The organism is Klebsiella sp. LTGPAF-6F (assembly GCF_001753185.1).
Classification (GTDB): domain Bacteria; phylum Pseudomonadota; class Gammaproteobacteria; order Enterobacterales; family Enterobacteriaceae; genus Klebsiella; species Klebsiella michiganensis.
The window spans coordinates 5,461,648-5,486,775 of the sequence record NZ_CP017450.1 but is presented as its reverse complement, the minus strand read 5'-3'; the positions used below and the strand labels follow the sequence as shown (position 1 = coordinate 5,486,775).

Here is a 25,128-nt window from a genome sequence, read left to right as displayed (position 1 = left end):
AATGCGCCGGATAAGTAAATCGATACCTCCTGATATTGATTTCTGAATAATAAAGAATCACACCAAAATAAATAATGGAAGGTGTGTTGTACCTGAGGAATATTAGATGAGTCTGGATGCAACGATAGAACAGAAAAAGGAAGTGCCAACTCGATATTTAATTTTGTTGATCATTTTCATTGTTACCGCCGTTAACTATGCCGACCGGGCGACGCTCTCGATCGCCGGTACAGAGGTGGCGAAAGAGCTGCAGCTGAGCGCAGTCTCGATGGGCTATATTTTCTCTGCTTTCGGCTGGGCCTACCTGCTGATGCAGATCCCCGGCGGCTGGCTGCTCGATAAATTTGGCTCGAAGAAAGTCTACTCTTACAGCCTGTTCTTCTGGTCGCTGTTTACCTTCCTGCAAGGCTTTGTGGATATGTTTCCACTGGCGTGGGCGGGTATCTCAATGTTTTTTATGCGCTTTATGCTGGGTTTCTCTGAAGCGCCATCTTTCCCGGCAAACGCCCGTATCGTCGCGGCGTGGTTTCCGACGAAAGAGCGCGGGACCGCATCGGCGATCTTTAACTCCGCGCAGTATTTCTCCCTGGCGCTGTTCTCGCCGCTGCTGGGCTGGCTGACCTTCGCCTGGGGTTGGGAGCACGTCTTCACCGTCATGGGCGTGATTGGCTTTGTGCTGACCGGTCTGTGGATAAAACTGATCCACAACCCTACCGACCACCCGCGCATGACGCAGGAGGAGCTGAAGTTTATCTCCGAGAACGGCGCCGTCGTTGATATGGACCATAAAAAGCCCGGCAGCACGGCGGCCAGCGGACCTAAACTGCACTATATCAAGCAGCTGTTGACCAACCGCATGATGCTGGGCGTATTCTTCGGCCAATATTTTATCAATACCATCACCTGGTTCTTCCTCACCTGGTTCCCGATTTATCTGGTGCAGGAAAAGGGCATGTCGATTCTGAAAGTGGGTCTGGTCGCATCGATTCCGGCGCTGTGCGGTTTTGCCGGCGGCGTGCTGGGCGGGGTGTTCTCCGACTATCTGATTAAACGCGGTTTTTCCATCACCGTGGCGCGTAAGCTGCCGATCGTCCTCGGAATGCTGCTGGCTTCCACCATCATTCTGTGTAACTACACCGATAACACCGCGCTGGTGGTGACCCTGATGGCGCTGGCTTTCTTCGGTAAAGGGTTCGGCGCGCTGGGCTGGCCGGTGATTTCCGATACCGCGCCGAAAGAGATTGTCGGCCTGTGCGGCGGCGTCTTTAACGTATTTGGTAACGTCGCTTCCATCGTAACCCCGCTGGTTATCGGTTACCTGGTGAGCGAGCTGCACTCATTCAACGCAGCGCTGGTCTTCGTCGGATGCTCAGCCCTGATGGCGATGGTTTGCTATCTGTTTGTGGTTGGCGACATCAAACGCATGGAACTGCAGAAATAATTAACGGTTAAGTGACAAGGTATAAACGATGAACAACGATATCTTCCCGAACAAATTTAAGGCGGCCCTGGCGGCGCATCAGGTTCAGATTGGCTGCTGGTCCGCGCTGGCGAGCCCAATTAGCACCGAAGTTTTAGGTCTGGCAGGTTTCGACTGGCTGGTACTGGACGGCGAACATGCGCCGAACGACATCTCAACCTTTATCCCGCAGCTGATGGCGCTGAAAGGCAGCGCCAGCGCGCCGGTCGTTCGCGTACCGACCAATGAGCCGGTGATTATTAAGCGTCTGCTGGATATCGGTTTTTATAACTTCCTGATTCCGTTTGTCGAAACGGAAGAGCAGGCGGTTAACGCCGTCGCCTCAACCCGCTATCCGCCAGAAGGCATTCGCGGTGTATCCGTCTCGCACCGCGCCAATATGTTTGGCACCGTGCCGGATTACTTCGCGCAGTCGAACAACAACATCACCATCCTCGTGCAAATCGAGAGCCAGCAGGGCGTGGATAACGTTGATGCGATAGCCGCCACGACGGGCGTTGACGGTATTTTTGTTGGCCCAAGCGATCTGGCCGCTGCGCTGGGCCATCTGGGCAATGCTTCCCATCCGGAAGTGCAGAAAGCTATCCAGCACATTTTTGCCAGCGCGAAAAAGCACGGTAAGCCGAGCGGCATTCTGGCGCCGGTTGAAGCCGACGCGCGCCGCTATCTGGAATGGGGCGCAACCTTTGTTGCCGTCGGCAGCGACCTGGGCGTTTTCCGTTCTGCCACGCAGAAGCTGGCTGACTCCTTTAAGAAATAACCACCACCGAAACTAGAGAGATAAAGACATGACAATGAAAGTTGGTTTTATTGGCCTCGGTATCATGGGTAAACCAATGAGTAAAAACCTCCTCAAGGCAGGTTACTCGTTGGTGGTTGCTGACCGTAACCCGGAAGCGATTGCCGAAGTGATTGCCGCAGGCGCAGAAACCGCCGCGTCAGCGAAAGCGATTGCCGAGCAGTGCGATGTGATCATCACCATGCTGCCGAACTCCCCGCACGTGAAAGAGGTGGCGCTGGGTGAAGGCGGCATTATTGAAGGCGCGAAGCCGGGCACCGTGCTGATCGATATGAGCTCCATCGCGCCGCTGGCGAGCCGCGAAATCAGCGAAGCGCTGAAAGCGAAAGGCGTCGATATGCTGGATGCGCCGGTCAGCGGCGGCGAACCGAAGGCCATCGACGGTACGCTGTCGGTGATGGTGGGCGGTGATAAAGCGATTTTCGACAAATATTACGATCTGCTGAAAGCGATGGCGGGTTCGGTGGTGCATACCGGCGAGATCGGCGCGGGCAACGTGACCAAGCTGGCCAACCAGGTGATCGTGGCGCTGAACATTGCGGCGATGTCCGAAGCGCTGACGCTGGCGACCAAAGCGGGCGTGAACCCGGATCTGGTATATCAGGCCATCCGCGGCGGGCTGGCCGGGAGTACCGTACTGGATGCCAAAGCGCCAATGGTGATGGACCGCAACTTCAAGCCGGGTTTCCGTATCGATCTGCATATCAAAGATCTGGCGAATGCGCTGGACACTTCTCACGGCGTGGGCGCCCAGCTGCCGCTGACCGCCGCGGTGATGGAGATGATGCAGGCGCTGCGCGCCGACGGTTTGGGTACCGCCGACCACAGCGCGCTTGCATGCTACTACGAAAAACTGGCGAAAGTGGAAGTCACTCGCTAACAAGAAGGGCGCGGATGCGCGCCCTGTAATTCTTGCCTCGCGCGGCACTGTCAGGCTACATAACTATGAAAATCGTAATCGCCCCAGACTCTTATAAAGAAAGCCTCTCGGCCACCGAGGTTGCTCAGGCTATAGAAAAAGGTTTTCGGGAAATTTTCCCCGATGCGCTCTACGTGAAGGTTCCTCTCGCCGATGGCGGAGAAGGTACCGTTGAGGCGATGATTGCCGCGACGCAGGGAACCGAAATGAGCGCCTGCGTGACGGGGCCGCTGGGTGTTCCGGTTAATGCCTGCTGGGGGCTCTCCGGCGACGGCAAAACCGCGTTTATCGAAATGGCTGCGGCCAGCGGGCTGGGGCTGGTGCCGCCCGCTCAGCGTAACCCGCTATTGACGACGTCGCGCGGTACCGGCGAGCTGATTTTGCAGGCGCTGGATCATGGGGCGAAAAATATCATCATTGGCATTGGCGGCAGCGCCACCAATGACGGCGGCGCGGGGATGGTTCAGGCGCTGGGCGCGCGTCTCTGCGATGCCAATGGCGTGGAGATTGGCAACGGCGGCGGTAGTCTGTGTAGCCTCAATTCGATAGATCTCTCCGGTCTTGATGCGCGACTGCATGATTGCGCTATTCGGGTCGCCTGCGATGTCACCAATCCGCTGACTGGCGATACTGGCGCATCAAGGATATTTGGTCCGCAGAAAGGGGCTACCGAAGCGATGATCCGCGAGCTGGACAGCAACCTGGCGCACTATGCGGACGTTATTAAGGCCGATCTGCATGTCGATGTGAAGCAGGTTGCCGGCGCGGGCGCGGCGGGCGGTATGGGCGCAGCGCTGATGGCGTTCCTGAACGCTGAATTACGCAGCGGGATTGAAATCGTGACCCAGGCGCTGAATCTGGAAGAGCATATCCTCGATTGTTCGCTGGTGGTGACCGGTGAAGGCCGGCTGGATAGCCAGAGTATTAACGGTAAAGTGCCGGTTGGCGTGGCGAACGTGGCGAAAAAGTATCATAAGCCGGTAATTGGCATTGCCGGTAGTCTGACCCGGGACGTCGGCGTGGTTCACCAGTATGGGATTGATGCGGTGTTTAGCGTACTGACCAGCGTAACGACGCTCGAAGAGGCGTTTCGCGGCGCGGCGGACAATATTTATCATGCGTCGCGTAATATTGCGGCGACATTGCAGGTTGGGATGGCGACGGAAGGATGACAACCGTCGGTAAACCCTCTATACTGCGCGCCGAAGCTGACCAGACAGTCGCCGCTTCGTCGTCGTCCTCTTCGGGGGAGACGGGCGGAGGGGAGGAAAGTCCGGGCTCCATAGGGCAGGGTGCCAGGTAACGCCTGGGGGGCGCAAGCCCACGACCAGTGCAACAGAGAGCAAACCGCCGATGGCCCACGCAAGTGGGATCAGGTAAGGGTGAAAGGGTGCGGTAAGAGCGCACCGCGCGTCTGGTAACAGTTCGCGGCACGGTAAACTCCACCCGGAGCAAGGCCAAATAGGGGTTCATAAGGTACGGCCCGTACTGAACCCGGGTAGGCTGCTTGAGCCAGTGAGCGATTGCTGGCCTAGATGAATGACTGTCCACGACAGAACCCGGCTTAACGGTCAGCTTCCTCATTCAAAGAAAACCCTCGTCAGAAATGGCGGGGGTTTTTGTTTTCGGCTAAAGGTTGAAACAGAGGGCAGATGAATGACTGTCCACGACGCTATACCCCAAAAGAAAGCGGCACAATGGGGGAAACAGGTCTGCCATCAACCGCATTATGACTCATACGGTTATGCGTCCTTCTTGCTTAATTAATATATTTAAAATAAATGAATTCAATTATGGCATTCATGTTTATTATGTATCTCCTGATTTAACTACATTTATGCGAACTATTTTTTACATTTCGTCATCGGCTTATGAAAAATAATAGCCAGCCACATCGGTGATAATTAATCAGGATAAAACAAAAAATGAAATTAATGACTCGCATTGCAGTGACAACCGTCCTCGCTACGGGCTTCTCAATGGCGGCACAGGCTGCGGATGTTAACGCTGCGCCAGCCCCGGCGCAGGATCCGATTGTCCAACACTTAAAACTGACCCAGGATCAGGTAACGAAAATTAAAAGCCTGCACCAGCAGCTGGAAAAAAACGTTCAGCAGATCTCCCAGAAAGATATTAAAGACGGCGTATTATTTGATGTGATTGATTCCGGAAAATGGAATGAAAAAGCGGTCAAAGATCAGCTGGCGGCGTTTAGTAAAGTCGAACAGCAGGTCCGCTATTATCGCGTGAAGTACTATTTTGATGTGAATCAGGTCCTGACGCCAGAACAGCGTAAGCAGGTCCAAAAAGATTTAGCTCAGGCGCTGAGTGAGTAAATCTATCGGCCCCGGCCGGGGCCGATATTGACGTCAGGCGACGCTTTCTTCTTCCTGGAGCCGTATCTCCGCTTCTGCGACGATCGCCTCCAGTTCGCTCAACATCTCTTCATAACCAAAGCTAACCGTTGTCATGGTTTCTGGCTGCGGCTGCGACGCTGCCAGCACCGCTTTTTTTGTTTTCTTCTTGCCCACTGACACACTCCCTTACTGCCGTTGTTACACAGGTAAATCTATCAGCAAAGCGCGCAGCGGCGTATCGGCAACGAGGGTAATGTTAGCTTCGTCACGAATAAACGCGCCATCGCCGCAGGTCAAAGCCTGTTTCTCTTCTTCCTGCACTCGCGCATGTACCGTGCCGTGAATCGACTGCAGGTAGGCGCGCGGGCCGTGGAGCTGCACGTTAAGCTGCTCGCCTTTCGCCAGATTGATATGGTGGATCCATACCTGCTGGCGCAGCTGGAGACTGTTCTGGCTGCCGTCCGGCGAAGCCAGCAGCTGCTGCGCTCCCTCGGCGATAGCGATTTTTTGCACCAGCGGGTTTTCATGCTGCGGGCAGGCGTCCAGCCACAGCTGGATTCGCGTCAGCGAGCTCTCTTTGCTCAGGTTGTGCTCGCTGTAGCTCACGCCAGGCTGGGTGGATATCAGCAGCGCTTCGCCAGCTTTAGCCTGGATATGGTTGCCATCGCTGTCGCGGTATTCCGCTTCACCTTCCAGTATCAGGTTCAGAATGTCGACTTTCGGATAGGTACGCGGCTGGAACGACGCGCCGGGCGCCAGGACTTCCTGGTTGAGCACGCGCAGCGACGCGTAACCTAGCAATTTCGGGTCGAAGTAGTGGCCAAAGGAAAAGGTGTAGCGGGCCTGCAGCCAGCCGAAGTCGGCTTGACCGCACTGTTTGGCTGTTCGGGTTGTAATCATCTTCTTGACCTCTCTTTACACTAAATCAATGGTAAAGGTATGGACGCTGTATTGTTAGCCAGATATTCTGCCCGGTATGTTCAAATTTCCTGAATGAGAGAACGATGGCTAAAGAGAGAGCATTAACGCTGGAAGCGTTACGCGTTATGGATGCGATTGACCGGCGCGGAAGCTTTGCGGCGGCGGCTGATGAGCTTGGTCGAGTGCCTTCAGCGCTCAGCTATACCATGCAAAAGCTGGAAGAAGAGCTGGATGTCGTTCTGTTTGACCGTTCAGGTCATCGAACAAAATTCACCAACGTTGGCCGAATGCTGCTCGAGCGCGGGCGCGTTCTGCTTGAAGCGGCGGATAAGCTGACAACCGATGCCGAAGCGCTATCGCGCGGCTGGGAAACGCACCTGACCATCGTCACCGAGGCGCTGGTACCTACCACCGACCTGTTTCCGCTAATTGAAAAGCTCGCGACCAAATCGAACACCCAGCTGTCGATTATTACCGAAGTGCTGGCCGGGGCATGGGAGCGCCTTGAGCAGGGGCGGGCGGATATTGTCGTTGCGCCGGATATGCATTTCCGTTCCTCCTCGGAAATTAACTCCCGTAAGCTCTACTCGGTTATGAGCGTCTACGTTGCCGCCCCCGACCATCCCATTCACCTCGAGCCTGAGCCGCTTTCTGAAGTCACGCGCGTGAAGTATCGCGGCGTGGCGGTGGCGGACACCGCCCGCGAACGTCCGGTGCTGACGGTGCAGCTGCTTGATAAACAGCCGCGATTAACCGTGAGCTCGATCGAAGATAAACGCCAGGCGCTGCTGGCAGGGTTGGGCGTCGCCACGATGCCCTATCCGCTGGTTGAGCGGGATATTGCCGAAGGGCGCCTGCGGGTGGTCAGCCCGGAGTACAGCAACGAGATCGACATTATTATGGCCTGGCGCCGGGACAGCATGGGTGAGGCAAAATCATGGTGTCTGCGGGAAATCCCGAAGCTATTTATGGCAAGATAAAACAAAATGCGCCCCTTTTTGACGAGGGGCGCATGGTCAGTAAGAGGTCGGTTTCGGGTCCGGCCCGAAGCGGTTATTGCCGGGAGTGCCGTTCTGGCAATTGAAGACCAGGATCACCAGCCAGCCGATCACGGGGATCAGCAGCAATAACAGCCACCATGCCGAGCGGTCGGTGTCGTGCAATCGACGAAACTGCACCGCCCACCACGGTAAGAATATCAGCACGCCATAGATGGTCGTCAGAATGCCTTCCCCTCCGGCGCGCTGCCATCCGAGCATTTTATCAATAATGCTGAGTACGCCGGTCAGGATGATGTTGACCAGAATAAACATCCAGTACTCTTTGCGCCGGGCGCGGCCGCCAAATCCAATGTAGTTTTTTAATACTTTAAGATACCAGTCCATTTTTACGCCTCGATTAACCGTCAATCACTTGTTTTTAAAGCGATCGAAATAAGAATAGACGTGAATGAAATGCTGGTAAATATTTGTTTTGTGAATTATTGGGCGCGGTAAATGGCGCCCAACGGATTAGCGGAAGCGAAGATCGCGGCCGTGCGGTTCGTTAAGATCCTGCTGCGGGCCGACGGAGATAATCCCGGTTGGGTTGATCGTCTTATGGCTACGGTAGTAATGGTTGCGAATATGGGCAAAATCCACCGTTTCCGCGATGCCCGGCATCTGGTAGATATCGCGCAGGAAGCCATAAAGATTGAGATAATCGCTGATGCGGCGTTTGTCGCATTTAAAGTGGGTCACATACACCGGGTCGAAACGAACCAGGGTGGTCCACAGACGAATATCGGCCTCCGTCAGCTGGTTACCGGTCAGGAAGCGGTGTTGACCAAGGATTTGTTCCAGACGCTCCAGAGACGTAAATACCCCATCGACCGCTTCGTCATAGGCCTGCTGGCTGGTGGCGAATCCGGCTTTATAGACCCCGTTGTTGACGTTGTCATAGATCCAGCCGTTCAGCTCATCAATTTGCGCGCGCAGCTCAGGCGGGTAGTAATCTCCAGCGCGGGCACCCAGTCCGTCAAATGCGGTATTCAACATGCGGATGATTTCCGCCGACTCATTGCTGACGATGGTTTGCTGCTTTTTGTCCCACAATACGGGCACCGTGACGCGCCCGCTGTAGTGGGGATCGGCATGCAGATAAAGCTGATAAAGAAATTCGTGCTGGTAGAGGGTATCGCCCGTCGCTGCCGGGAAGCTATCGTCGAAAGTCCAGCCGTTCTCGAACATCAGGGGGTTGACCACGGAGACGGAGATAAACGGCTCCAGTCCTTTCAGGCTGCGCAGGATCAGGGTGCGATGCGCCCATGGGCAGGCCAGAGAAACGTACAGATGGTAACGGTCTTTTTCCGCAGCGAACCCGGCTTCGCCGCTTGGGCCCGGCGCGCCGTCGGCGGTTAGCCAGTTGCGAAAGGCGGACACAGAACGCTTAAATCGCCCTCCGGTGGATTTGGTGTCATACCAGGTATCGTGCCAGACGCCGTCAACTAATTGTCCCATTATTTCCTCCTTCAGATAGCAAAAGCGAGGAGAAGTCCCCTCGCTTTTTTATTTACTAGTATAGTGCGCTTACCACTTTTTATTCAGGACGCGGTCAATACTAAAGGCGCCTGGACCGGTGATAGCCAGCAGCAGGAAGCCGCCTGCGATGCTCAGGTTTTTCATGAACATCAGCGAGTTCACGCCCTCAGCAAAGTTGCTGTGGAACAGAAACGCGGTCAGCACGGTGAAGCCTGCGGTGAACAGCGCGGTGGTGCGGGTCAGGAAACCGAACAGAATCGCCAGACCGCCGCCGAATTCAAGCAGGATAACCAGCGGCAGCATAAACCCAGGGACGCCCATGGCTTCCATATATTGTTGAGTACCCGCATAACCGGTGATTTTTCCCCAACCTGCGGTGATAAACAGAATGGGCATCAGAATGCGCGCTACCAGTACACCAACATCTTCTAATTTTTTCATTTCTTACTCCAGAAAACCCAAAGGGCGGCGATTTTGTTTTTTGGTGCAATCCTGCGTAGTTACGCGGGCTTGCTGTCGATGGAGAGGATATTAGCGAGGATGAGATGTGATTGTTAGCAAGGAAAACTGTAGATCTTCTTCAAAGTTTCTGAGTAATTATTGATAAAGGACATGAATGTAAGTGGGGCTGTAGCGGGTCGTACAGGCGGTGCTGCGCAAAATGACGGCAGACGCTGAAAGGCGAAAGCGGTCTGCTGGTGAGCAAGAAGAGGGGCAAACCTGACGGGGACAGTGGGGCGAGAGGGATGCCGGGCGGCGGCTGGCGCCGGACCCGGTCATTACCCTTAGCGCGATGCGGACTGCTGCAACAGCTTGCGGGCCATCCGCCAGGTGCTCCAGATACCGAGGCTGCGCTTTGCCCAGCGCATCAAAAAGCGCGGATGGCGAACGGACCATATTGCTACGATGCCGCTGCCGACCATCGCCCATGAACGCAGATTGAGGAAGGTGTTCCAGCCGCGATCAATGGGCGCGGTCGCTTCAATCCAGTGGCGGTGGCTGGCGCTAAGGTCCAGCCGCTGCTGTTGGATCAGGCGCAGCAAAAGCGCTTTTTGTCGTTCGCGTTCCTGCTGTTCGCGGCTCATGGCTTATCGTCCTCCAGCAATGCGCGGTCGTTAGCCAGCTCCTGACGCGTGAAGCGCAGGAACGTTGAACGTCGGGCTTTGCGTAAGGTCCAGATACCGCCAATGAGCGCTGCCAGCAGCAGGATAGCGGTGGTGGCGATCATCACGTTGAGCCGATACTGCGCATCGACGGCCCAGATGATGAGCACCAGCATGCTCATCAGCCCGAACGCGGCAAACAGCAGCGTCAGCCCGAGCATCAGGAACAGCTGGAAGAGATTGGCTTTCTCCTCTTCCAGCTCCACGACGACCAGGCGCAGGCGCGTTTCCACCATCTCGACCAGCAAAGTGACTATTCGCTGACCGATGCCGAAAACGCTTTGCCCAGGTCCTTGCGTGCTTTTAGAGTTCGCCATAATTAACGACGCGTCAGCAGGACACCCAGTACCAGCCCGACGGCAGCACCAATTCCCACGCCGGTCCAGGGGTTTTCACGGACGTATTCATCTGCACGCGCAGCGGTTTCTCGCGTTTGCTTCAGGAGAGCATCGCTGGTTTCACCCAGTCGAGCACGGCTTTCCTTCAGCGCGCTTTCGGCTTTACTGCGCAGCTTACCAATCTCTTCTTTCGACTTATCCGTGGAGGAGTTCAGCACTTCTTCCAGGGTATCAGCCAGCGTCTTCAGTTCCGCACGCAGGTCTTCTGCAACGTTATCTTTAGCCATGTTTATCTCCTGTTAAAGTGGTCCATATTGGTCTTGCTTAATCGATTAGTACTCGCGAGACTGCAGCTCTTTCAGTTCCTGCTGCGCTTCATCAAGTTTACGTTGACGCTTGCTGATTTTGTCAGCATCGCCTTTCTGTTCGGCTTCGCGCAGGTCGTTCCGACGTTCGGTAATTTCTTCCTGCTGTTTGGCGATTTTTTTCTGGTGATCGGCTTTGAGCTGGCTGTCGCTGCAGTGCGCTTTTACTTCGCTCAGCGCCTTTTTCAGACCGTCAATACGGTGCTGGTTATGATGCTTTTCTGCGTAGCTGATCTCCCGCTGGATATCCTGCTCTTTTTCCTGGCAAGGGGAGATGGCAAAGGCGCTGGCGCTCAGTGATGACAGAACCAGGATCAAAGCGATGCGGTGTTTCATGGATACGACCTTCCATTGTGTGGGGGAATATCTCAGAATATCCCCTATCCAGTTGAGTAACGTGAGTCTGGTGACGCCCGCAAACTTAATGATAGTAAGTAAACCGGGAAATCACCAAACAGGGTGAATATATTCGGAATTTTCGTGGATTACCCGAATCTGTGCGGCGTATCGCGCAGGCGCGAAATCCAGGCGGTAGGCGAATCATCGTCTTCCACTAAAGCGATAATATAACCATGCGGTAGAGCGCGGCCCAAAACTTCTTTTGCCGCAGCGCCCTGAGCGCTGGAGTCAAACTTGATAAGCAAACCGTCATTCTGCGGCGTAATGCTTTTAAAACGGATACCGTTAGCGTCGAGATGGTGCCAGACGGAAAAACCGTCCGGCATGCTGATACCCTGACTAACGGGACGAATAGCCAGCGTGGATTCCTGCTGTTGCACGGTGAGCCAGAGCCAGAACAGGCCGCACAGGAGTAGCGAACCGCCCAGCACCCAGCTTATCTGACGCAGAGAGGAGCGTGTCATCTCCATTGTTAGCCCCGGCTTCTGTATTTTTTCTTCCACAGGACAATCAGCGAACCTATCAGGCCAAACACCAGCAGCGCGACGGGCAGCAGCATCAGGCAGGACATCAGCTGATCTTCATACTTCAGGAATACCGGCGTTTTCCCCAGCAGGTATCCCAGCGAGGTCAGAATCAGAACCCACAGCAGCCCGCTCATCCAGTTAAAAAACTGGAAGCGTGTGCTGCTCAGGCCTGATAGCCCGGCGATGGTCGGCAGCAGCGTACGAACGAAAGCAATAAAGCGGCCAATCAGCAGTGCGGAAAGCCCGTGCTTATGGAACAGGTGATGCGCGCGCTGATGATAGTGCGAAGGGAGGTGCGATAGCCAGTTTTGTACGATTCGCGTATTGCCCAGCCATCGGCCCTGAATATAGCTCAGCCAGCAGCCGAGACTTGCCGCCGCGGTGAGCAGCAGCAGCGTTTCCGGAAAGCCCATCGCGCCTTTAGCTATCAGGACGCCGACCAGCACAAGCAGGCTATCGCCGGGCAAAAATGCGGCGGGCAGCAAACCGTTCTCAAGGAACAAAATCATAAATAAGACAAAGTACAGCATGCCAATCATGGAGGGATTAGCGAGAGTTTCGTAATCCTGAGCCCACAAGGCGTTCAATAATTGGGTTAATAGTTCCATTCACGATTCCTGGTACATCGGTTAACGGCACGTCTGAACGCGGTATATGCACGGCGACATAGCTTTTTATTAGATTATGGTCGCTACTGCGCTCTGAACGGTTCCCTGTTTAAAAGTGAAGTAAGCCAAAGCTTACTCTCAGAACGACAAAATGCATCTAATTGTAACAAACCCGCTGACTTTACGTCATAGAAATTGCAGTTTGTTGCATTCTGATTTTGCTGATTGCGAAGGAGGGTGGCGAGTGTATTTACACAGGCTGACACTATATATGCTTTGCTTACCCTGAGGCTTTGCGGGCAGCGGAGGAATCGCTGCCCTGCAGAAGGAGAACGTCTATTTTACGCCGTTGGCGGCCGTATCGAGATGAACCACGGGATTATCGGCAAACAGGTAGCGATCGGCATTGAATTCAAAGTCGTCGCTGGTTTCGTTGAACAACATCAGCTTGGTATTTTCCAGATGCTGCCACATCGCCAGCTTAGCCGCATGCGGATCTTTGCGAATCAGCGCTTTAAGAATTTGGTCATGATCGTCGCACCAGTTATCGACGGTACGTGAGTCGATATGGTCGTGCAGTTTTTTCCAGTACGGGTTATGCACGCGCTGGGTCCACATTTTTTCGACGATAGCGGCTAACGCCGTATTTTGCGTCGCCAGCGCGACCTGGACATGGAACTGAAGATCCCATTCGGAATCGCGGAAGCACTTCTCTTTACGCGCTTTTTCCTGGATTTCCATCAGCTTCATGATGTCCTGCTTGGTCACCTGAGTCGCCGCGAATTCGGCAATATTGCTTTCTATCAGCTGACGGGCCTGCAACAGCTCAAAAGGACCGTAATTGGCAAATTCCAGCGATTCGTCGGCAATTTGCTGATGTTTTGGATGATTAGAGATGACGTGGATGCCGGAGCCTTTGCGGACCTCAACGTAGCCTTCAACTTCCAGCATAATGATGGCTTCGCGAACCACGGTACGACTTACGCTTTTTTCATCAGCGATAAACCGCTCTGCGGGTAGCTTATCGCCCACAAGGTAGACACCTTGTTCAATGCGCGTTTTAAGCTCAGCAGCAAGCTGCTGATACAGACGACGCGATTCAGTGATTTCCATATTCGCTCCCGGGAGATGGCGACAATATTGGATTTGTTATACCACTTTTACGCGCTTCTCACCATAAGAAGAGACGAAAAAGCCGCCTTAATCAAGGCGGCTTTCGGAGGGGATAACTCGCGTGCCTCTAGCTTTGCGTGGCGGGTTTACTCGTTTGCAGCGGCGTCTTGTCGTCATCCGCCGGTTTATTTTTCAGCACGGTCCAGATAACCACGGCGCCCAGCACATCGAAAACCGCCAGCACGGCGAACAGCGGGCTAAAGCCGATAGTGTCCGCCAGCGCGCCAACCACCAGGGCAAACATCGTGCTCGCCAGCCAGGCGGCCATACCGGTCATGCCGTTCGCCGTCGCCACTTCGTTACGCCCAAACACGTCGGAAGAGAGGGTAATTAACGCACCGGACAGCGCCTGGTGAGCAAAGCCGCCGACGCACAGCAGGGCGATAGCGACAAACGGGCTGGTGAACAGACCGATCATCCCCGGGCCAATCATCAGCACCGCGCCCAGGGTGACGACCATTTTGCGCGAAACGATGAGGTTAACGCCAAACCAGCGCTGGAACAGCGGCGGCAGATAGCCCCCAACGATACAGCCAAGATCGGCAAACAGCATCGGCATCCACGCAAACATCGCGATCTCTTTCAGGTTAAAGCCGTAGACTTTAAACATGAACAGCGGGATCCAGGCGTTGAAGGTCCCCCACGCCGGCTCGGCAAGGAAACGCGGCAGGGCGATACCCCAGAACTGACGGTTGCGCAGAATCTGCCACGGCGACATTTTCTTGCCGTTGTTGGTCTGATGCTGAGATTCCTGGCCGCCGATAATGTAGTCGCGTTCTTCTTCAGTTAATTTTTTCTGATCGCGCGGGTGTTTGTAGAAAATCAGCCACGCCATCGCCCAGGCAAAGCTCAGAACGCCGGAGATAATAAACGCCATCTGCCAGCTGTGCATCACGATGGCCCAAACCACCAGCGGTGGGGCAATCATGGCGCCGATCGAGGAGCCGACGTTGAAGTAGCCGACGGCGATTGAACGCTCTTTTGCCGGGAACCATTCGGAGCTGGCTTTCAGGCCCGCAGGGATCATTGCCGCTTCGGCGGCACCCACCGCGCCGCGCGCCAGCGCCAGACCGCCCCAGCTTCCCGCCAGCGCCGTAGAGCCGCAGAACACCGCCCATGCGATAGCAAAGAAGGCATAGCCGATTTTAGTGCCTAAAACATCCAGCACGTAGCCGGCAACGGGTTGCATAACGGTGTAGGCAGCGGAATAGGCCGCGATGATATAGGAATACTGTTGGGTGGAGATGTGTAACTCTTCCATCAGAGTCGGCGCAGCTGCCGCCACAGTGTTACGCGTTAGGTACCCCAGCACGGTACCTAACGTCACCAGTGCGATCATGTACCAACGTAACCCTTTAATTTTACGCATGTAAACCTCATCGTTTGTTATATATCCGCAGCGGGTGCGGCTATCTTCCAGCCCTGTAACTGAGGCGAAGAAGGTGAAACGGAGGGTTCAGGAGAGGAAACCTCGTATGGCCCGAACCTTGCCATTAACTGTTGTGTCTAATTCGGTGTCCATACCGGTAAATCCGACGTGATAGTTCGTCGGTAATGCATTCCGTCGGTTTATATGTTTCGACGGCAGCAAGATAACTTGTCATACAACTTCAAAAGTTGAGTGACGTCACAAAAGTGGGAAAGTTTGTGTGGGCATTCGTTCATGCGAAAAAGGCCAGAGCTGGCGCGCTCTGGCGGGGCGTTTACTCCTTTGATGGTACTTTTTTTGTCATCGTTTATTGATCTAACTCACGAAAAATACTTCGGCCTGTGGAAATTGGTGTGATAACTTTGTCAGCATTATAGTCAATCATCTGATGGGCTCCCCAGGGGGCGAAGAGGACACGAAAATGACACCGTTTATGACCGAAGATTTTCTGCTTGATACCGAGTTTTCCCGCCGCCTGTACCACGATTACGCGAAAGACCAGCCGATTTTTGACTATCACTGCCACCTGCCGCCGCAGCAGATCGCGGAGAATTATCGTTTCAAAAATCTGTATGACATCTGGCTGAAAGGCGATCACTATAAATGGCGCGCGATGCGTACTAACGGCGTAGCCGAGCGTTTGTGCACCGGCGATGCTTCCGATCGCGAGAAATTTGACGCCTGGGCGGCCACCGTACCGCATACCATCGGTAACCCGTTATACCACTGGACGCATCTTGAGCTGCGCCGTCCTTTTGGTATTACAGGTAAGGTTCTCTCTCCGGCGACGGCGGATGAAATCTGGAATCAGTGCAACGATCTGCTGGCGCAGGATAGCTTTTCCGCTCGCGGCATCATGCAGCAGATGAACGTGAAAATGGTCGGCACCACCGACGATCCGGTCGATTCGCTGGAGCATCACGCCGCCGTCGCTAAAGACAGTTCATTCTCCGTGAAAGTACTGCCGAGCTGGCGCCCGGACAAAGCCTTCAATATCGAACAGGCCACCTTCAACGACTACATGGCGAAGCTGGGCGAAGTGTCTGACACCGACATTCGCCGCTTTGCCGACCTCCAGTCCGCGCTGACCAAACGTCTGGATCACTTCGCCGCTCACGGTTGTAAAGTGTCTGACCACGCGCTCGACGTGGTGCTGTTCGCCGAAGCCAACGAAAGCGAACTGGATAGCATCCTGGCGCGTCGTCTGGCGGGTGAAGCCCTCAGCGAGCATGAAGTCGCGCAGTTCAAAACGGCGGTTCTGGTCTTCCTCGGCGCGGAATACGCCCGTCGCGGCTGGGTGCAGCAGTACCACATCGGCGCGCTGCGCAACAACAACCTGCGCCAGTTCAAACTGTTAGGGCCGGATGTAGGGTTTGACTCCATTAACGACCGCCCGATGGCGGAAGAGCTGTCCAAACTGCTCAGCAAACAGAACGAAGAAAACCTGCTGCCGAAAACGATCCTCTACTGCCTGAACCCGCGCGACAACGAAGTGCTGGGTACCATGATCGGCAACTTCCAGGGTGAAGGCATGCCGGGCAAGATGCAGTTCGGTTCCGGCTGGTGGTTCAACGATCAGAAAGACGGTATGGAACGTCAGATGACCCAGCTGGCGCAGCTTGGCCTGCTGAGCCGCTTTGTCGGGATGCTGACCGATAGCCGCAGCTTCCTCTCCTACACCCGTCATGAATACTTCCGCCGCATCCTGTGCCAGATGATTGGCCGCTGGGTTGAAGCGGGAGAAGCGCCGGCGGATATTCAGCTGCTGGGCGAGATGGTGAAAAACATTTGCTTTAACAATGCGCGTGACTACTTCGCCATTGAACTGAACTAAGACCAGAGGTCGGTTGATATGCAATACATTAAAATCCATTCGCACGATAACGTCGCGGTAGCGTTGGCGGATATGGCGGCAGGCACGGTAGTCACCATTGACGGCGATACGGTCACGTTGGCGCAGGATATTGCGCGCGGGCATAAGTTTACGCTGCGCGGCATTGCGAAGGGAGACAACGTCATTAAGTATGGTCTGCCGATAGGGCATGCGCTGGCGGATATTGCGCCGGGGGAACATATCCACTCCCATAATACGCGTACTAACCTAAGCGATCTCGACGCGTACAGCTATCAACCGGATCTGATCGAACCCGCCGCGCAGCCGGCGGATCGCGACATCCAGATTTATCGTCGCGCCAACGGCGAAGTCGGGGTGCGCAACGAACTGTGGATCCTGCCGACCGTCGGCTGCGTCAACGCCATGGCGCGCCAGATGCAGAACCGTTTTCTCAAGGAAACCAACGACGCGGAAGGTATCGACGGCGTTCATCTCTTCAGCCATACCTACGGCTGCTCACAGCTCGGTGACGATCACATCAACACCCGTACCATGCTGCAAAATATGGTGCGCCACCCGAACGCCGGGGCGGTACTGGTGGTCGGCCTGGGCTGCGAAAACAATCAGGTTGATGCCTTCCGCGAAACGCTGGGCGAGTTCGACCCTGACCGCGTCCACTTTATGATCTGCCAGCACCAGGATGACGAAGTGGAAGCCGGGCTGGAGCATCTGCGCCAGCTATATGAAGTGATGCGCCACGACAAGCGCGAGCCGGGTAAGCTGAGCGAACTGAAGTTTGGTCTTGAGTGCGGCGGCTCTGACGGTTTGTCCGGCATCACCGCAAACCCGATGCTGGGCCGCTTCTCGGATTATCTGATTGCCAACGGCGGCACCACCGTGCTGACCGAAGTGCCGGAAATGTTCGGCGCCGAGCAGCTGCTGATGAGCCACTGTCGCGATGAAGAGACGTTTGGCAAGCTGGTGACGATGGTTAATGATTTTAAACAGTACTTTATCGCTCATGACCAGCCGATTTATGAGAATCCATCGCCGGGCAACAAAGCGGGCGGTATCACGACGCTGGAGGATAAGTCGCTGGGCTGCACGCAGAAAGCGGGCTCCAGCCAGGTGGTCGACGTCCTGCGCTATGGCGAGCGGCTAAAAGTGCACGGCCTGAACCTGCTGAGCGCCCCGGGCAACGATGCGGTTGCGACCAGTGCCCTGGCCGGCGCGGGCTGCCATATGGTGCTCTTCAGCACCGGTCGCGGCACGCCGTACGGCGGTTTTGTGCCAACGGTGAAAATTGCCACCAACAGTGAACTGGCGGCGAAGAAAAAACACTGGATCGACTTCGATGCCGGTCAACTGATTCACGGTAAAGCGATGCCGCAGCTGCTGGAGGAGTTTGTCGATACCATTGTGGCCTTTGCGAACGGTAAGCAGACCTGCAATGAGCGTAATGATTTCCGCGAACTGGCGATATTCAAAAGCGGCGTCACCCTTTAATTACTCGTCATCTTTCGCACCACCGCTGTGTTGGCAGCATTTATCCACCCCGGTCACTTACTTCAGTAAGCTCCCGGGGATGTCTAAACTTGCCGCCTTGCTGTGGCGCGAAATCTTTAGAGTAATAAAAGGGCGGTATTCCGGAAGCGGCGTTTCAGATAATGATGCGCCGTTTTGTTTTATAAGGATTTTCCATGACCGCATACTGGCTTGCCCAGGGCGTCGGCGTTATCGCCTTTCTGATCGGGATTACGACCTTTTTCAACCGCGATGAGCGTCGCTTTAAGCTACAGCTGGCCGTCTATAGCGCCACCATTGGCGTGCATTTCTTTTTGATGGGCGCCTGGCCGGCGGGAATGAGCGCCGAGCTGAATACCGTCCGCACTCTGATCTCCATGCGCACCCGCAGGCTGTGGGTGATGGCCCTGTTTATCGTGCTCACCCTGGTGCTGGGGCTGGCGAAGCTGCAGCACGTCATGGAGCTGCTGCCGATTATTGGCACCCTGGCCAGTACCTGGGCGCTCTTTCGCTGCTCGGGTCTAACCGTCCGCTGCGTCATGTGGTGTTCGACCGCCTGCTGGGTGATCCACAACTTTTGGCTGGGCTCGATCGGCGGCACCCTGATTGAAGGCAGCTTCCTGTTGATGAACGGTCTGAATATCATCCGATTCCGGCGGATGCAAAAGCGCGGTATCGATCCGTTTAAAGCGGAAAAGGCGGGGCAGAAAGAGAACCCCTCCGCGCGTTAGCGGAGGGGAGAGGTGAGATTAACTGCGCAGGGCGTTTTTCGCCAGCTGTTCGTCTTCAGCGATACAGGCGGCGGCGGTGAACAGCGCATCGGTCGAGGAGTTCAGCGCGGTTTCGCAGGAGTCCTGCAGAACGCCGATGATGAAGCCCACGGCGACCACCTGCATGGCGATATCGTTCGGGATACCAAACATATTACAGGCCAGCGGGATCAGCAGCAGCGACCCGCCCGCCACGCCGGAGGCGCCGCAGGCGCACAGCGAGGCGACCACGCTCAGCAGCAGCGCGGTCGGCAGATCGACCGGAACATTAAGCGTGTGTACGGCCGCCAGGGTCAGAACCGTGATGGTAATCGCCGCGCCGGCCATGTTAATGGTCGCGCCCAGCGGAATAGAGACCGAATAGGTATCGCGATCCAGATTCAGCTTTTCGCACAGCGCCATATTCACCGGAATGTTGGCGGCGGAGCTGCGGGTAAAGAAGGCGTATACGCCGCTTTCGCGCAGGCAGGTCATCACTAGCGGATACGGGTTGCGGCGGATTTTCCAGAACACCAGCAGCGGGTTAATCACCAGCGCCACCAGCAGCATACAGCCAACCAGCACCAGCAGCAGCTGGGCATAGCCCCACAGGGTTTCAAAACCGGTCGTCGCCAGCGTGGAAGCGACCAGGCCGAAGATACCCAGCGGCGCAAAGCGAATCACCACTTTAACGATAAAGGTGACCGCGTGGGACATGTCGTTAATCAGATTTTTGGTGGTTTCATTGCCGTGGCGCAGCGCGAATCCTAAACCGACGGCCCAGACCAGAATCCCGATATAGTTGGCGTTCAGCAGCGCGTCAATGGGGTTAGAAACCATGCTCATCAGCAGCCCGCGCAGGACTTCGACGATACCCGACGGTGGGGTGATGCTCTCTGCCGCCGCGTTCAGGTGCAGCGTTGACGGAAAGAGGAAGCTGAACAGCACCGCGGTTAACGCGGCGGCAAAAGTCCCCAGCAGATAGAGGAACAGAATCGGGCGGATGCTGGTTTTCTGCCCCTGCTGATGGTTGGCGATAGAGGCCATGACCAGCATCAGCACCAGCACCGGCGCCACCGCTTTCAGCGCGCCGACGAACAGCGTACCCAGCAGTCCAACCGCCACGGCGGCCGGTTTTGAGACCGTCGCCAGCAGCACGCCGAGTACCAGACCAATTAAAATTTGTTTGACCAGACTGCCCTGAGCCAGTCGCCGTAGCAGGGTCGATCGGGGTGATGGGGTTGCCATAATTCATTCCTTCCAGTGATGTCGCTGTTCGTCCCGGCTACGTGTTATTTGTAACGTTTATGTCCGGATGTAAATAGATGTTTGCCTGGTTGAGTATACGGAAAGAACGCTTCTGGGGAAGGGTAAAATGCTGTTTATCGCGCTGGGATCTTATTTTTTAACTATGTATTAACTATTTTGTGACATGAGTAAGAATAATGCGCGGCAAACGTTGCCGACCGGGTGAAACGGGTCTTCACCTGGCCGTTTACGTCTTACTGCAGCTGTTTTTTCCGATCGTTCTGCTTATTGACCCAGGCGTTGATCAGCAGCGTCAGCACCAGAATACCGCCGACCACGCCCAGCGAAATGCCGATGGGAATATGGTAAAAATCGACAATCAGCATCTTGATGCCGATAAACACCAGAATCACCGACAGGCCGTACTTCAGCATGGAGAAACGCTCCGCGACGCCCGCCAGCAGGAAATACATCGCGCGCAGGCCGAGAATCGCGAACAGGTTTGAGGTCAGCACGATAAACGGATCGGTGGTCACGGCGAAGATGGCCGGAATGCTGTCGACGGCAAAGATAACGTCGCTCAGCTCGACCAGAATCAGCACCAGCAGCAGCGGCGTGGCATAGATAACACCGTTTTTGCGGGTAAAGAAGTGTTCACCTTCGATTTTATCCGTCATGCGCAGATGATTGCGGATCCAGCGCACCAGCGGTTTATCGCCGATCCCGGAATCGTCCTCTTTCGCCAGCGCCATCTTCACGCCGGTAAACAGCAGAAATGCGCCGAAGACGTAGAGCAGCCATTCAAACTGAGAAATCAGCCAGCTGCCGGCGAAGATCATGATCGTACGCAGCACGATCGCGCCCAGTACGCCGTAAACCAGCACTCTGCGCTGTAGCGCAGGCGGAACGGCAAAGTAGCTGAACAGCATCAGCCAGACGAAGACGTTATCCACGGCCAGCGCTTTCTCGATCAGGTAGCCGGTGAGGAACGCCAGCGCTTGCGGGTCGGCCACGGCGCGACCTTCGGTCTGCACCAGATACCACCAGAAAGCGGCGTTAAACAGCAGCGAGAGGGTAACCCAGAGAATGGACCAGCCAGCGGCCTGCTTCATGGTCATGCTATGCGCACCACGCCGTCCCTGCAGCAGCAGATCGATAGCCAGCATGATGGCCACGACCACTGCGAATCCGCCCCATAACAACGGTGTGCCGACAGTATTCATTACTATTTTCCTTACATAAAAACAAAACGGCTGACGTCGGAAGACGGCAGCCGCTGCGCTTTTATGCATAGACCTCGCCTTCCGGCAAGGTCTCACTTACAACAAGAATCTGTTGCCCGGTGACCGGATGCGGTTTTTCACGCATCGTAATGACGATCGGCCGGCAAGGAAGTTACTCCCCTTTGCGCGTAACAAAGTATTACAGGTTATAAATGGCGTCAATGGAGGCCGACGGACCATTTACACAGCTTTACGCCACCGGTTGACTATCCGCCGGGAAGACCACGCCGGTCTGGCGACGAATTTCGCTCAGCAGCTTCGCCGTGATGCGGCTCACTTCCAGACCCGGATGAGCCACCTCGTTGGCTTCGACCAGACGAGCGAACTCCTCCGCTTCATACAGCATCGTATTGATATGCTGCGGCTGGGTGAGATCCTGAGACTTGCCGCCGCGCGGCACGAAGCACACTTTCTGGCATTCGGAGATTTTTTCGATCACCAGCGCGCCGGCTTCGCCCTGAATTTCGCTGGGGATGGCGGAATCGCTGACCTTCGAGTGGTGCAGGGTGACATCGAAATCCCCGTAGCTGAGAACGACCGTGCCCTGGCCATCGACGCCGCTCTCCAGCAGGCTGGCGGTTGCGTGCACCGCGCGAGGCTCGCCCCACAGCGCCACCGCGGAGGCCAGACAGTAAAAGCCGATATCCATGATCGAGCCGTTAGAGAAGGCCGGATTGAAGGTGTTGGGATTTTCGCCGTCGAGATAGCGCTGATAGCGGGAAGAGTACTGGCAGTAGTTAATAAAGGCTTTGCGCAGCTTGCCGATCTTGTCGAACGATTGTTTAAGCAGCAGGAAATTTGGCAGGCTGGCGGTTTTGAACGCTTCGAAGAGCACCACGTTATTTTCCCGCGCCGTTTTGATTGCGGCTTCAACTTCCTGCAGGTTCGAGGCCAGCGGTTTTTCGCAAATCACGTGCTTTTTATGGCGCAGGAACAGGCGGGTTTGCGGGAAGTGCAGCGAGTTTGGGCTGGCGATATAGACCGCGTCAACGTCAGGGCTTTGCGCTAAATCTTCCAGCGAAGTGAACAGATGTTCGACGGGATAGTCGCTGGCGAAGGCCTGGGCTTGCTCAAGGCTGCGGGAGTAGATGGCGGTGAGTTTATATTTGCCGGTTTCATGGGCGGCATCGACAAACTGCTTGGTTATCCAGTTTGTGCCAACAACTGCGAAACGTATCATAAACGTTGACGAACTCCGTAAAAGGGACCTTTCGTCACTGTAGCACGCCATCATGACAAAACCAGTGCGCTATGGCGCAGAACGCTCTAACGAAAGCTGGGTCAGCCACAGGCGGGTATCAAACTCCAGCTGATGGTACTGCGGCTCCATATGGCAGCACAGCTGATAGAACGCTTTGTTGTGCTCTTTTTCCTTCAGGTGCGCCAGCTCGTGCACCACGATCATCCGCAGAAAATCCTCCGGCGCATCGCGAAAGACGGTGGCGACGCGAATTTCGGCTTTGGCCTTTAGCTTGCCGCCCTGAACGCGGGAGATGGCGGTATGCAGGCCGAGCGCGTTGTTGAGCACGTGGATCTTGTTGTCGTACATCACCTTATTGATCGGCACCGCGCCGCGCAGAAAGCGGGACTTCAGATCCTGGGTATACTGGTACAGCGCTTTATCGTTGTTGATATCGTGACCCTGCGGATAGCGCTTTTTCAGCACCTCGCCGAGACGGTTCTGTTCGATTAACGCGGTGACCTGCGCCAGCAGGGATTCAGGGTAGCCCTGGAGATAGGTTAAAGTGCTCATGCAGCCTGTTTGGGTCATTCAGCGACAACAGCCGGGGATTCTAGCACCCCGCGCGGGCAGGATGCCAGAAAGGCGGCGTTACTCGATTATCGCGTCTTCTACCGCCCGGTAGCTAAAGAAGTCAAACAGCGCCTCTTTACGATGCAGCATGCTATCCACGCAGGCCATGCCGACAAACGCGCCGGTAAACTCGCCGTAGCGGCTGTATTCATCGGAAAAACGCGAGGTGTCGTAGACCGCGCCGATGTTTTGGTATTTTGCGCCATCCGCGGACCACGAGCACCGTATCTCCCGGCCGTTAATCGCCATCGCCAGATAGACTTCTCCCTCCGCAAGGCGGATTTTCTGCGGGTCGTCGTGACGCTCGCCGTTATCCATATAAATGATGGCCAGCTGCGCTGCGCCGGAGGCTTCATCCCAGGTTTTATGCAAAAACAGATAGTTCATGTTGTCGTAATAGAGCGTCAGGCCGGCGCTGTGCTGATAAATCTCCGGGCTGAACTCCATCTTCGTGACGATGGTGGCGTATACCGAGGTGAGCTTTTTCGCCAGCAGACTGACTTTATTGAGCGAGCTCAGCGACTCCTGGCCGCGTAAGGCAAGGTAGCCCGCTTTACGTTCAAGGCTGGTAAAGCGCTGAAAGCGGATCCGCGGCGCATAGAAGGCGTTATCCAGCGTCTGCCCATCAAAATCATCCCTGTCTGGTTTAGCCGGAAACGGCTGAGAAGGCAGATTAGACTCTTCCACCTGGTGCTGAGCGAGGTTCCCCCCGGCCGCCATGCGCAGCCAGCCATCGTCGCTCCATACCATCTTTTGTATCGCCGTCTCGCGGCCCAGCGGGCAGCGCAGCGCCTGGCGGAAGGGTCTGCTGCAAAGATGGGTTAACCAGACTTCGCCCGTCGGGGTCTCGACGTAGCTGCCGTGCCCGGCTTTTTGCAGATAGGTTTGCGGATTGAAGTAGTGTGGTTTGAGATGGTCTGCGTCGTGGCGCGCGTTAAAGTTCTCCGGCCAGGAGGTGACGATGGGGTTTTGCGGATCGCCTTCATAGGGGCCGGCGACCTGCGTTGCGCGCGCCATGGTGACCGCATGGCCGTAGCCGGTGCCGCCTTCGGCGACCATCAGGTAGTAATAGTCGCCGCGGCGCGTCAAATGCGGTGCTTCAATACAGCCGCGATCGGTACCGCCGCGCCAGATCCGCTGCGGATAGCCGACAACGCTTCGCGTTTGCGGCGAATACTCCACCAGGCAAATGGCGCCCGGTTTTTCGTAACCTTCGCGGGTTTCCCACTCCAGGGAAACGATCCATTTTTTTCCGTCGGTGTCGTGCAAAATGGAGGCATCGAACCCGGCAGAGTGGAGATAAACCGGCTCACTCCACGGGCCGGTGATTTCACTGGCGGTAATAAGATAGTTATCTACATCGAAATAACGTGAATTCATGGAATTCATCACGCCATAAATAACGTAGAACAGCCTTTCCTCTTCACACCAGGTCAGGCTCGGTGCCCAAATGCCTTTGGCGGAGGGCAGCTTTTTTAAATCCGGATTATTATCATCGGTAAGAACGTGGGTAAGTAGTTGCCAATGTTTTAAATCCCTCGAATGATAAACCGGCAGACCGGGAAACCATTCAAAGGAAGAGACCGCCACATAATAATCATCGCCGCGCCGACAGATACTGGGGTCAGGATTAAAACCTTTAAACACAGGATTCTGAATCATCGTATTTACCCTTAATGC

Annotated in this window: 27 protein-coding genes and 1 other RNA gene; 10 read left to right on the top strand and 18 right to left on the bottom strand. The window is 55.4% G+C overall.

The window, feature by feature from the left end:
- Positions 1 to 106 precede the first annotated feature (106 nt).
- The 6 genes from garP (at position 107) to BJF97_RS25625 (ending at position 5,534) form a co-directional block, all read left to right on the top strand.
- Entirely contained in the window at positions 107 to 1,441 is a 1,335-nt protein-coding gene (gene garP / locus BJF97_RS25650) for a galactarate/glucarate/glycerate transporter GarP (RefSeq protein ID WP_014226950.1), read from the top strand.
- A 28-nt stretch (positions 1,442 to 1,469) separates the two neighbouring features.
- Positions 1,470 to 2,240: a 2-dehydro-3-deoxyglucarate aldolase gene (gene garL / locus BJF97_RS25645; protein ID WP_014226949.1), complete on the top strand. Its 771-nt coding sequence runs from the start codon at positions 1,470 to 1,472 to the stop codon at positions 2,238 to 2,240.
- A 28-nt stretch (positions 2,241 to 2,268) separates the two neighbouring features.
- Positions 2,269 to 3,159, top strand: coding sequence for a 2-hydroxy-3-oxopropionate reductase (gene garR / locus BJF97_RS25640; protein WP_004105999.1), 891 nt, complete (start codon positions 2,269 to 2,271; stop codon positions 3,157 to 3,159).
- A 65-nt stretch (positions 3,160 to 3,224) separates the two neighbouring features.
- Positions 3,225 to 4,370, top strand: coding sequence for a glycerate 2-kinase (gene garK, locus BJF97_RS25635; protein ID WP_014226948.1), 1,146 nt, complete (start codon positions 3,225 to 3,227; stop codon positions 4,368 to 4,370).
- 32 nt (positions 4,371 to 4,402) lie between these two features.
- Positions 4,403 to 4,781, top strand: an RNA gene (rnpB, locus tag BJF97_RS25630) — RNase P RNA component class A.
- Between the two features lie 342 nt (positions 4,782 to 5,123).
- On the top strand, positions 5,124 to 5,534 hold the full coding sequence (locus BJF97_RS25625) for a Spy/CpxP family protein refolding chaperone (RefSeq protein WP_014226947.1): 411 nt from the start codon (positions 5,124 to 5,126) through the stop codon (positions 5,532 to 5,534).
- A 33-nt stretch (positions 5,535 to 5,567) separates the two neighbouring features.
- On the opposite strand, the gene BJF97_RS34840 is transcribed toward BJF97_RS25625, so the two are convergent.
- Together BJF97_RS34840 and BJF97_RS25620 are read right to left on the bottom strand one after the other, a co-directional pair.
- Positions 5,568 to 5,729 carry a hypothetical protein gene (locus BJF97_RS34840; RefSeq protein ID WP_014226946.1) on the bottom strand — a complete coding sequence of 54 codons (162 nt, stop codon included), beginning with the start codon at positions 5,727 to 5,729 and terminating at the stop codon, positions 5,568 to 5,570.
- A gap of 24 nt (positions 5,730 to 5,753) precedes the next feature.
- Positions 5,754 to 6,455, bottom strand: coding sequence for a pirin family protein (locus BJF97_RS25620; protein ID WP_014226945.1), 702 nt, complete (start codon positions 6,453 to 6,455; stop codon positions 5,754 to 5,756).
- Positions 6,456 to 6,559: 104 nt separating this feature from the next.
- Here BJF97_RS25620 and BJF97_RS25615 point away from each other — a divergent pair, with 104 nt between their 5' ends.
- Positions 6,560 to 7,456 (top strand): LysR family transcriptional regulator, encoded by an 897-nt coding sequence (locus BJF97_RS25615; protein WP_014226944.1) that lies wholly within the window; start codon positions 6,560 to 6,562, stop codon positions 7,454 to 7,456.
- A gap of 36 nt (positions 7,457 to 7,492) precedes the next feature.
- Here BJF97_RS25615 and BJF97_RS25610 read toward each other — a convergent pair whose 3' ends face one another.
- From BJF97_RS25610 to BJF97_RS25560, 11 genes are all read right to left on the bottom strand, one after another.
- Positions 7,493 to 7,861, bottom strand: coding sequence for a DUF805 domain-containing protein (locus tag BJF97_RS25610; protein ID WP_004105984.1), 369 nt, complete (start codon positions 7,859 to 7,861; stop codon positions 7,493 to 7,495).
- A gap of 126 nt (positions 7,862 to 7,987) precedes the next feature.
- Positions 7,988 to 8,974, bottom strand: coding sequence for a glutathione S-transferase family protein (locus tag BJF97_RS25605; RefSeq protein ID WP_032693245.1), 987 nt, complete (start codon positions 8,972 to 8,974; stop codon positions 7,988 to 7,990).
- A gap of 69 nt (positions 8,975 to 9,043) precedes the next feature.
- Entirely contained in the window at positions 9,044 to 9,436 is a 393-nt protein-coding gene (locus BJF97_RS25600; protein ID WP_004125512.1) for a DoxX family protein, read from the bottom strand.
- A gap of 344 nt (positions 9,437 to 9,780) precedes the next feature.
- Complete coding sequence (locus BJF97_RS25595) at positions 9,781 to 10,080, bottom strand: YqjK-like family protein (protein WP_032693244.1); 300 nt, start codon at positions 10,078 to 10,080, stop codon at positions 9,781 to 9,783.
- Positions 10,077 to 10,475 (bottom strand): phage holin family protein, encoded by a 399-nt coding sequence (locus BJF97_RS25590; protein WP_004854455.1) that lies wholly within the window; start codon positions 10,473 to 10,475, stop codon positions 10,077 to 10,079. Before BJF97_RS25590 ends, BJF97_RS25595 begins: the two co-directional genes overlap by 4 nt.
- Before the next feature lie 2 nt (positions 10,476 to 10,477).
- Positions 10,478 to 10,783 carry a DUF883 family protein gene (locus BJF97_RS25585; RefSeq protein ID WP_014226940.1) on the bottom strand — a complete coding sequence of 102 codons (306 nt, stop codon included), beginning with the start codon at positions 10,781 to 10,783 and terminating at the stop codon, positions 10,478 to 10,480.
- 45 nt (positions 10,784 to 10,828) lie between these two features.
- Entirely contained in the window at positions 10,829 to 11,197 is a 369-nt protein-coding gene (locus BJF97_RS25580; protein ID WP_014226939.1) for a DUF1090 domain-containing protein, read from the bottom strand.
- 149 nt (positions 11,198 to 11,346) lie between these two features.
- Positions 11,347 to 11,724, bottom strand: coding sequence for an EnvZ/OmpR regulon moderator MzrA (gene mzrA / locus BJF97_RS25575; protein WP_161506366.1), 378 nt, complete (start codon positions 11,722 to 11,724; stop codon positions 11,347 to 11,349).
- 8 nt (positions 11,725 to 11,732) lie between these two features.
- Positions 11,733 to 12,395, bottom strand: coding sequence for a DedA family general envelope maintenance protein YqjA (gene yqjA, locus BJF97_RS25570; RefSeq protein WP_014226938.1), 663 nt, complete (start codon positions 12,393 to 12,395; stop codon positions 11,733 to 11,735).
- 336 nt (positions 12,396 to 12,731) lie between these two features.
- Entirely contained in the window at positions 12,732 to 13,508 is a 777-nt protein-coding gene (gene exuR / locus BJF97_RS25565) for a transcriptional regulator ExuR (RefSeq protein WP_004854448.1), read from the bottom strand.
- Between the two features lie 127 nt (positions 13,509 to 13,635).
- Positions 13,636 to 14,937, bottom strand: a complete 1,302-nt coding sequence (locus BJF97_RS25560) for an MFS transporter (protein WP_032693243.1) — start codon at positions 14,935 to 14,937, stop codon at positions 13,636 to 13,638.
- Between the two features lie 481 nt (positions 14,938 to 15,418).
- Here BJF97_RS25560 and uxaC point away from each other — a divergent pair, with 481 nt between their 5' ends.
- From uxaC to BJF97_RS25545, 3 genes are all read left to right on the top strand, one after another.
- Positions 15,419 to 16,831: a glucuronate isomerase gene (gene uxaC / locus BJF97_RS25555; protein ID WP_025108313.1), complete on the top strand. Its 1,413-nt coding sequence runs from the start codon at positions 15,419 to 15,421 to the stop codon at positions 16,829 to 16,831.
- Between the two features lie 18 nt (positions 16,832 to 16,849).
- Positions 16,850 to 18,337 (top strand): UxaA family hydrolase, encoded by a 1,488-nt coding sequence (locus BJF97_RS25550; protein WP_014226935.1) that lies wholly within the window; start codon positions 16,850 to 16,852, stop codon positions 18,335 to 18,337.
- Between the two features lie 194 nt (positions 18,338 to 18,531).
- Positions 18,532 to 19,086, top strand: coding sequence for a YgjV family protein (locus BJF97_RS25545; protein ID WP_032693242.1), 555 nt, complete (start codon positions 18,532 to 18,534; stop codon positions 19,084 to 19,086).
- Between the two features lie 18 nt (positions 19,087 to 19,104).
- Here BJF97_RS25545 and sstT read toward each other — a convergent pair whose 3' ends face one another.
- The 5 genes from sstT to BJF97_RS25520 form a co-directional block, all read right to left on the bottom strand.
- Complete coding sequence (gene sstT / locus BJF97_RS25540; protein ID WP_004105963.1) at positions 19,105 to 20,352, bottom strand: serine/threonine transporter SstT; 1,248 nt, start codon at positions 20,350 to 20,352, stop codon at positions 19,105 to 19,107.
- A gap of 254 nt (positions 20,353 to 20,606) precedes the next feature.
- Complete coding sequence (locus tag BJF97_RS25535; protein ID WP_032693241.1) at positions 20,607 to 21,575, bottom strand: TerC family protein; 969 nt, start codon at positions 21,573 to 21,575, stop codon at positions 20,607 to 20,609.
- A 250-nt stretch (positions 21,576 to 21,825) separates the two neighbouring features.
- Positions 21,826 to 22,815 carry a Gfo/Idh/MocA family protein gene (locus tag BJF97_RS25530; RefSeq protein ID WP_032693240.1) on the bottom strand — a complete coding sequence of 330 codons (990 nt, stop codon included), beginning with the start codon at positions 22,813 to 22,815 and terminating at the stop codon, positions 21,826 to 21,828.
- Positions 22,816 to 22,884: 69 nt separating this feature from the next.
- Entirely contained in the window at positions 22,885 to 23,388 is a 504-nt protein-coding gene (locus tag BJF97_RS25525; protein ID WP_032693239.1) for a M48 metallopeptidase family protein, read from the bottom strand.
- Positions 23,389 to 23,466: 78 nt separating this feature from the next.
- Positions 23,467 to 25,110: a glycoside hydrolase family 43 protein gene (locus BJF97_RS25520; RefSeq protein ID WP_032693238.1), complete on the bottom strand. Its 1,644-nt coding sequence runs from the start codon at positions 25,108 to 25,110 to the stop codon at positions 23,467 to 23,469.
- Between the last annotated feature and the right edge of the window lie 18 nt (positions 25,111 to 25,128).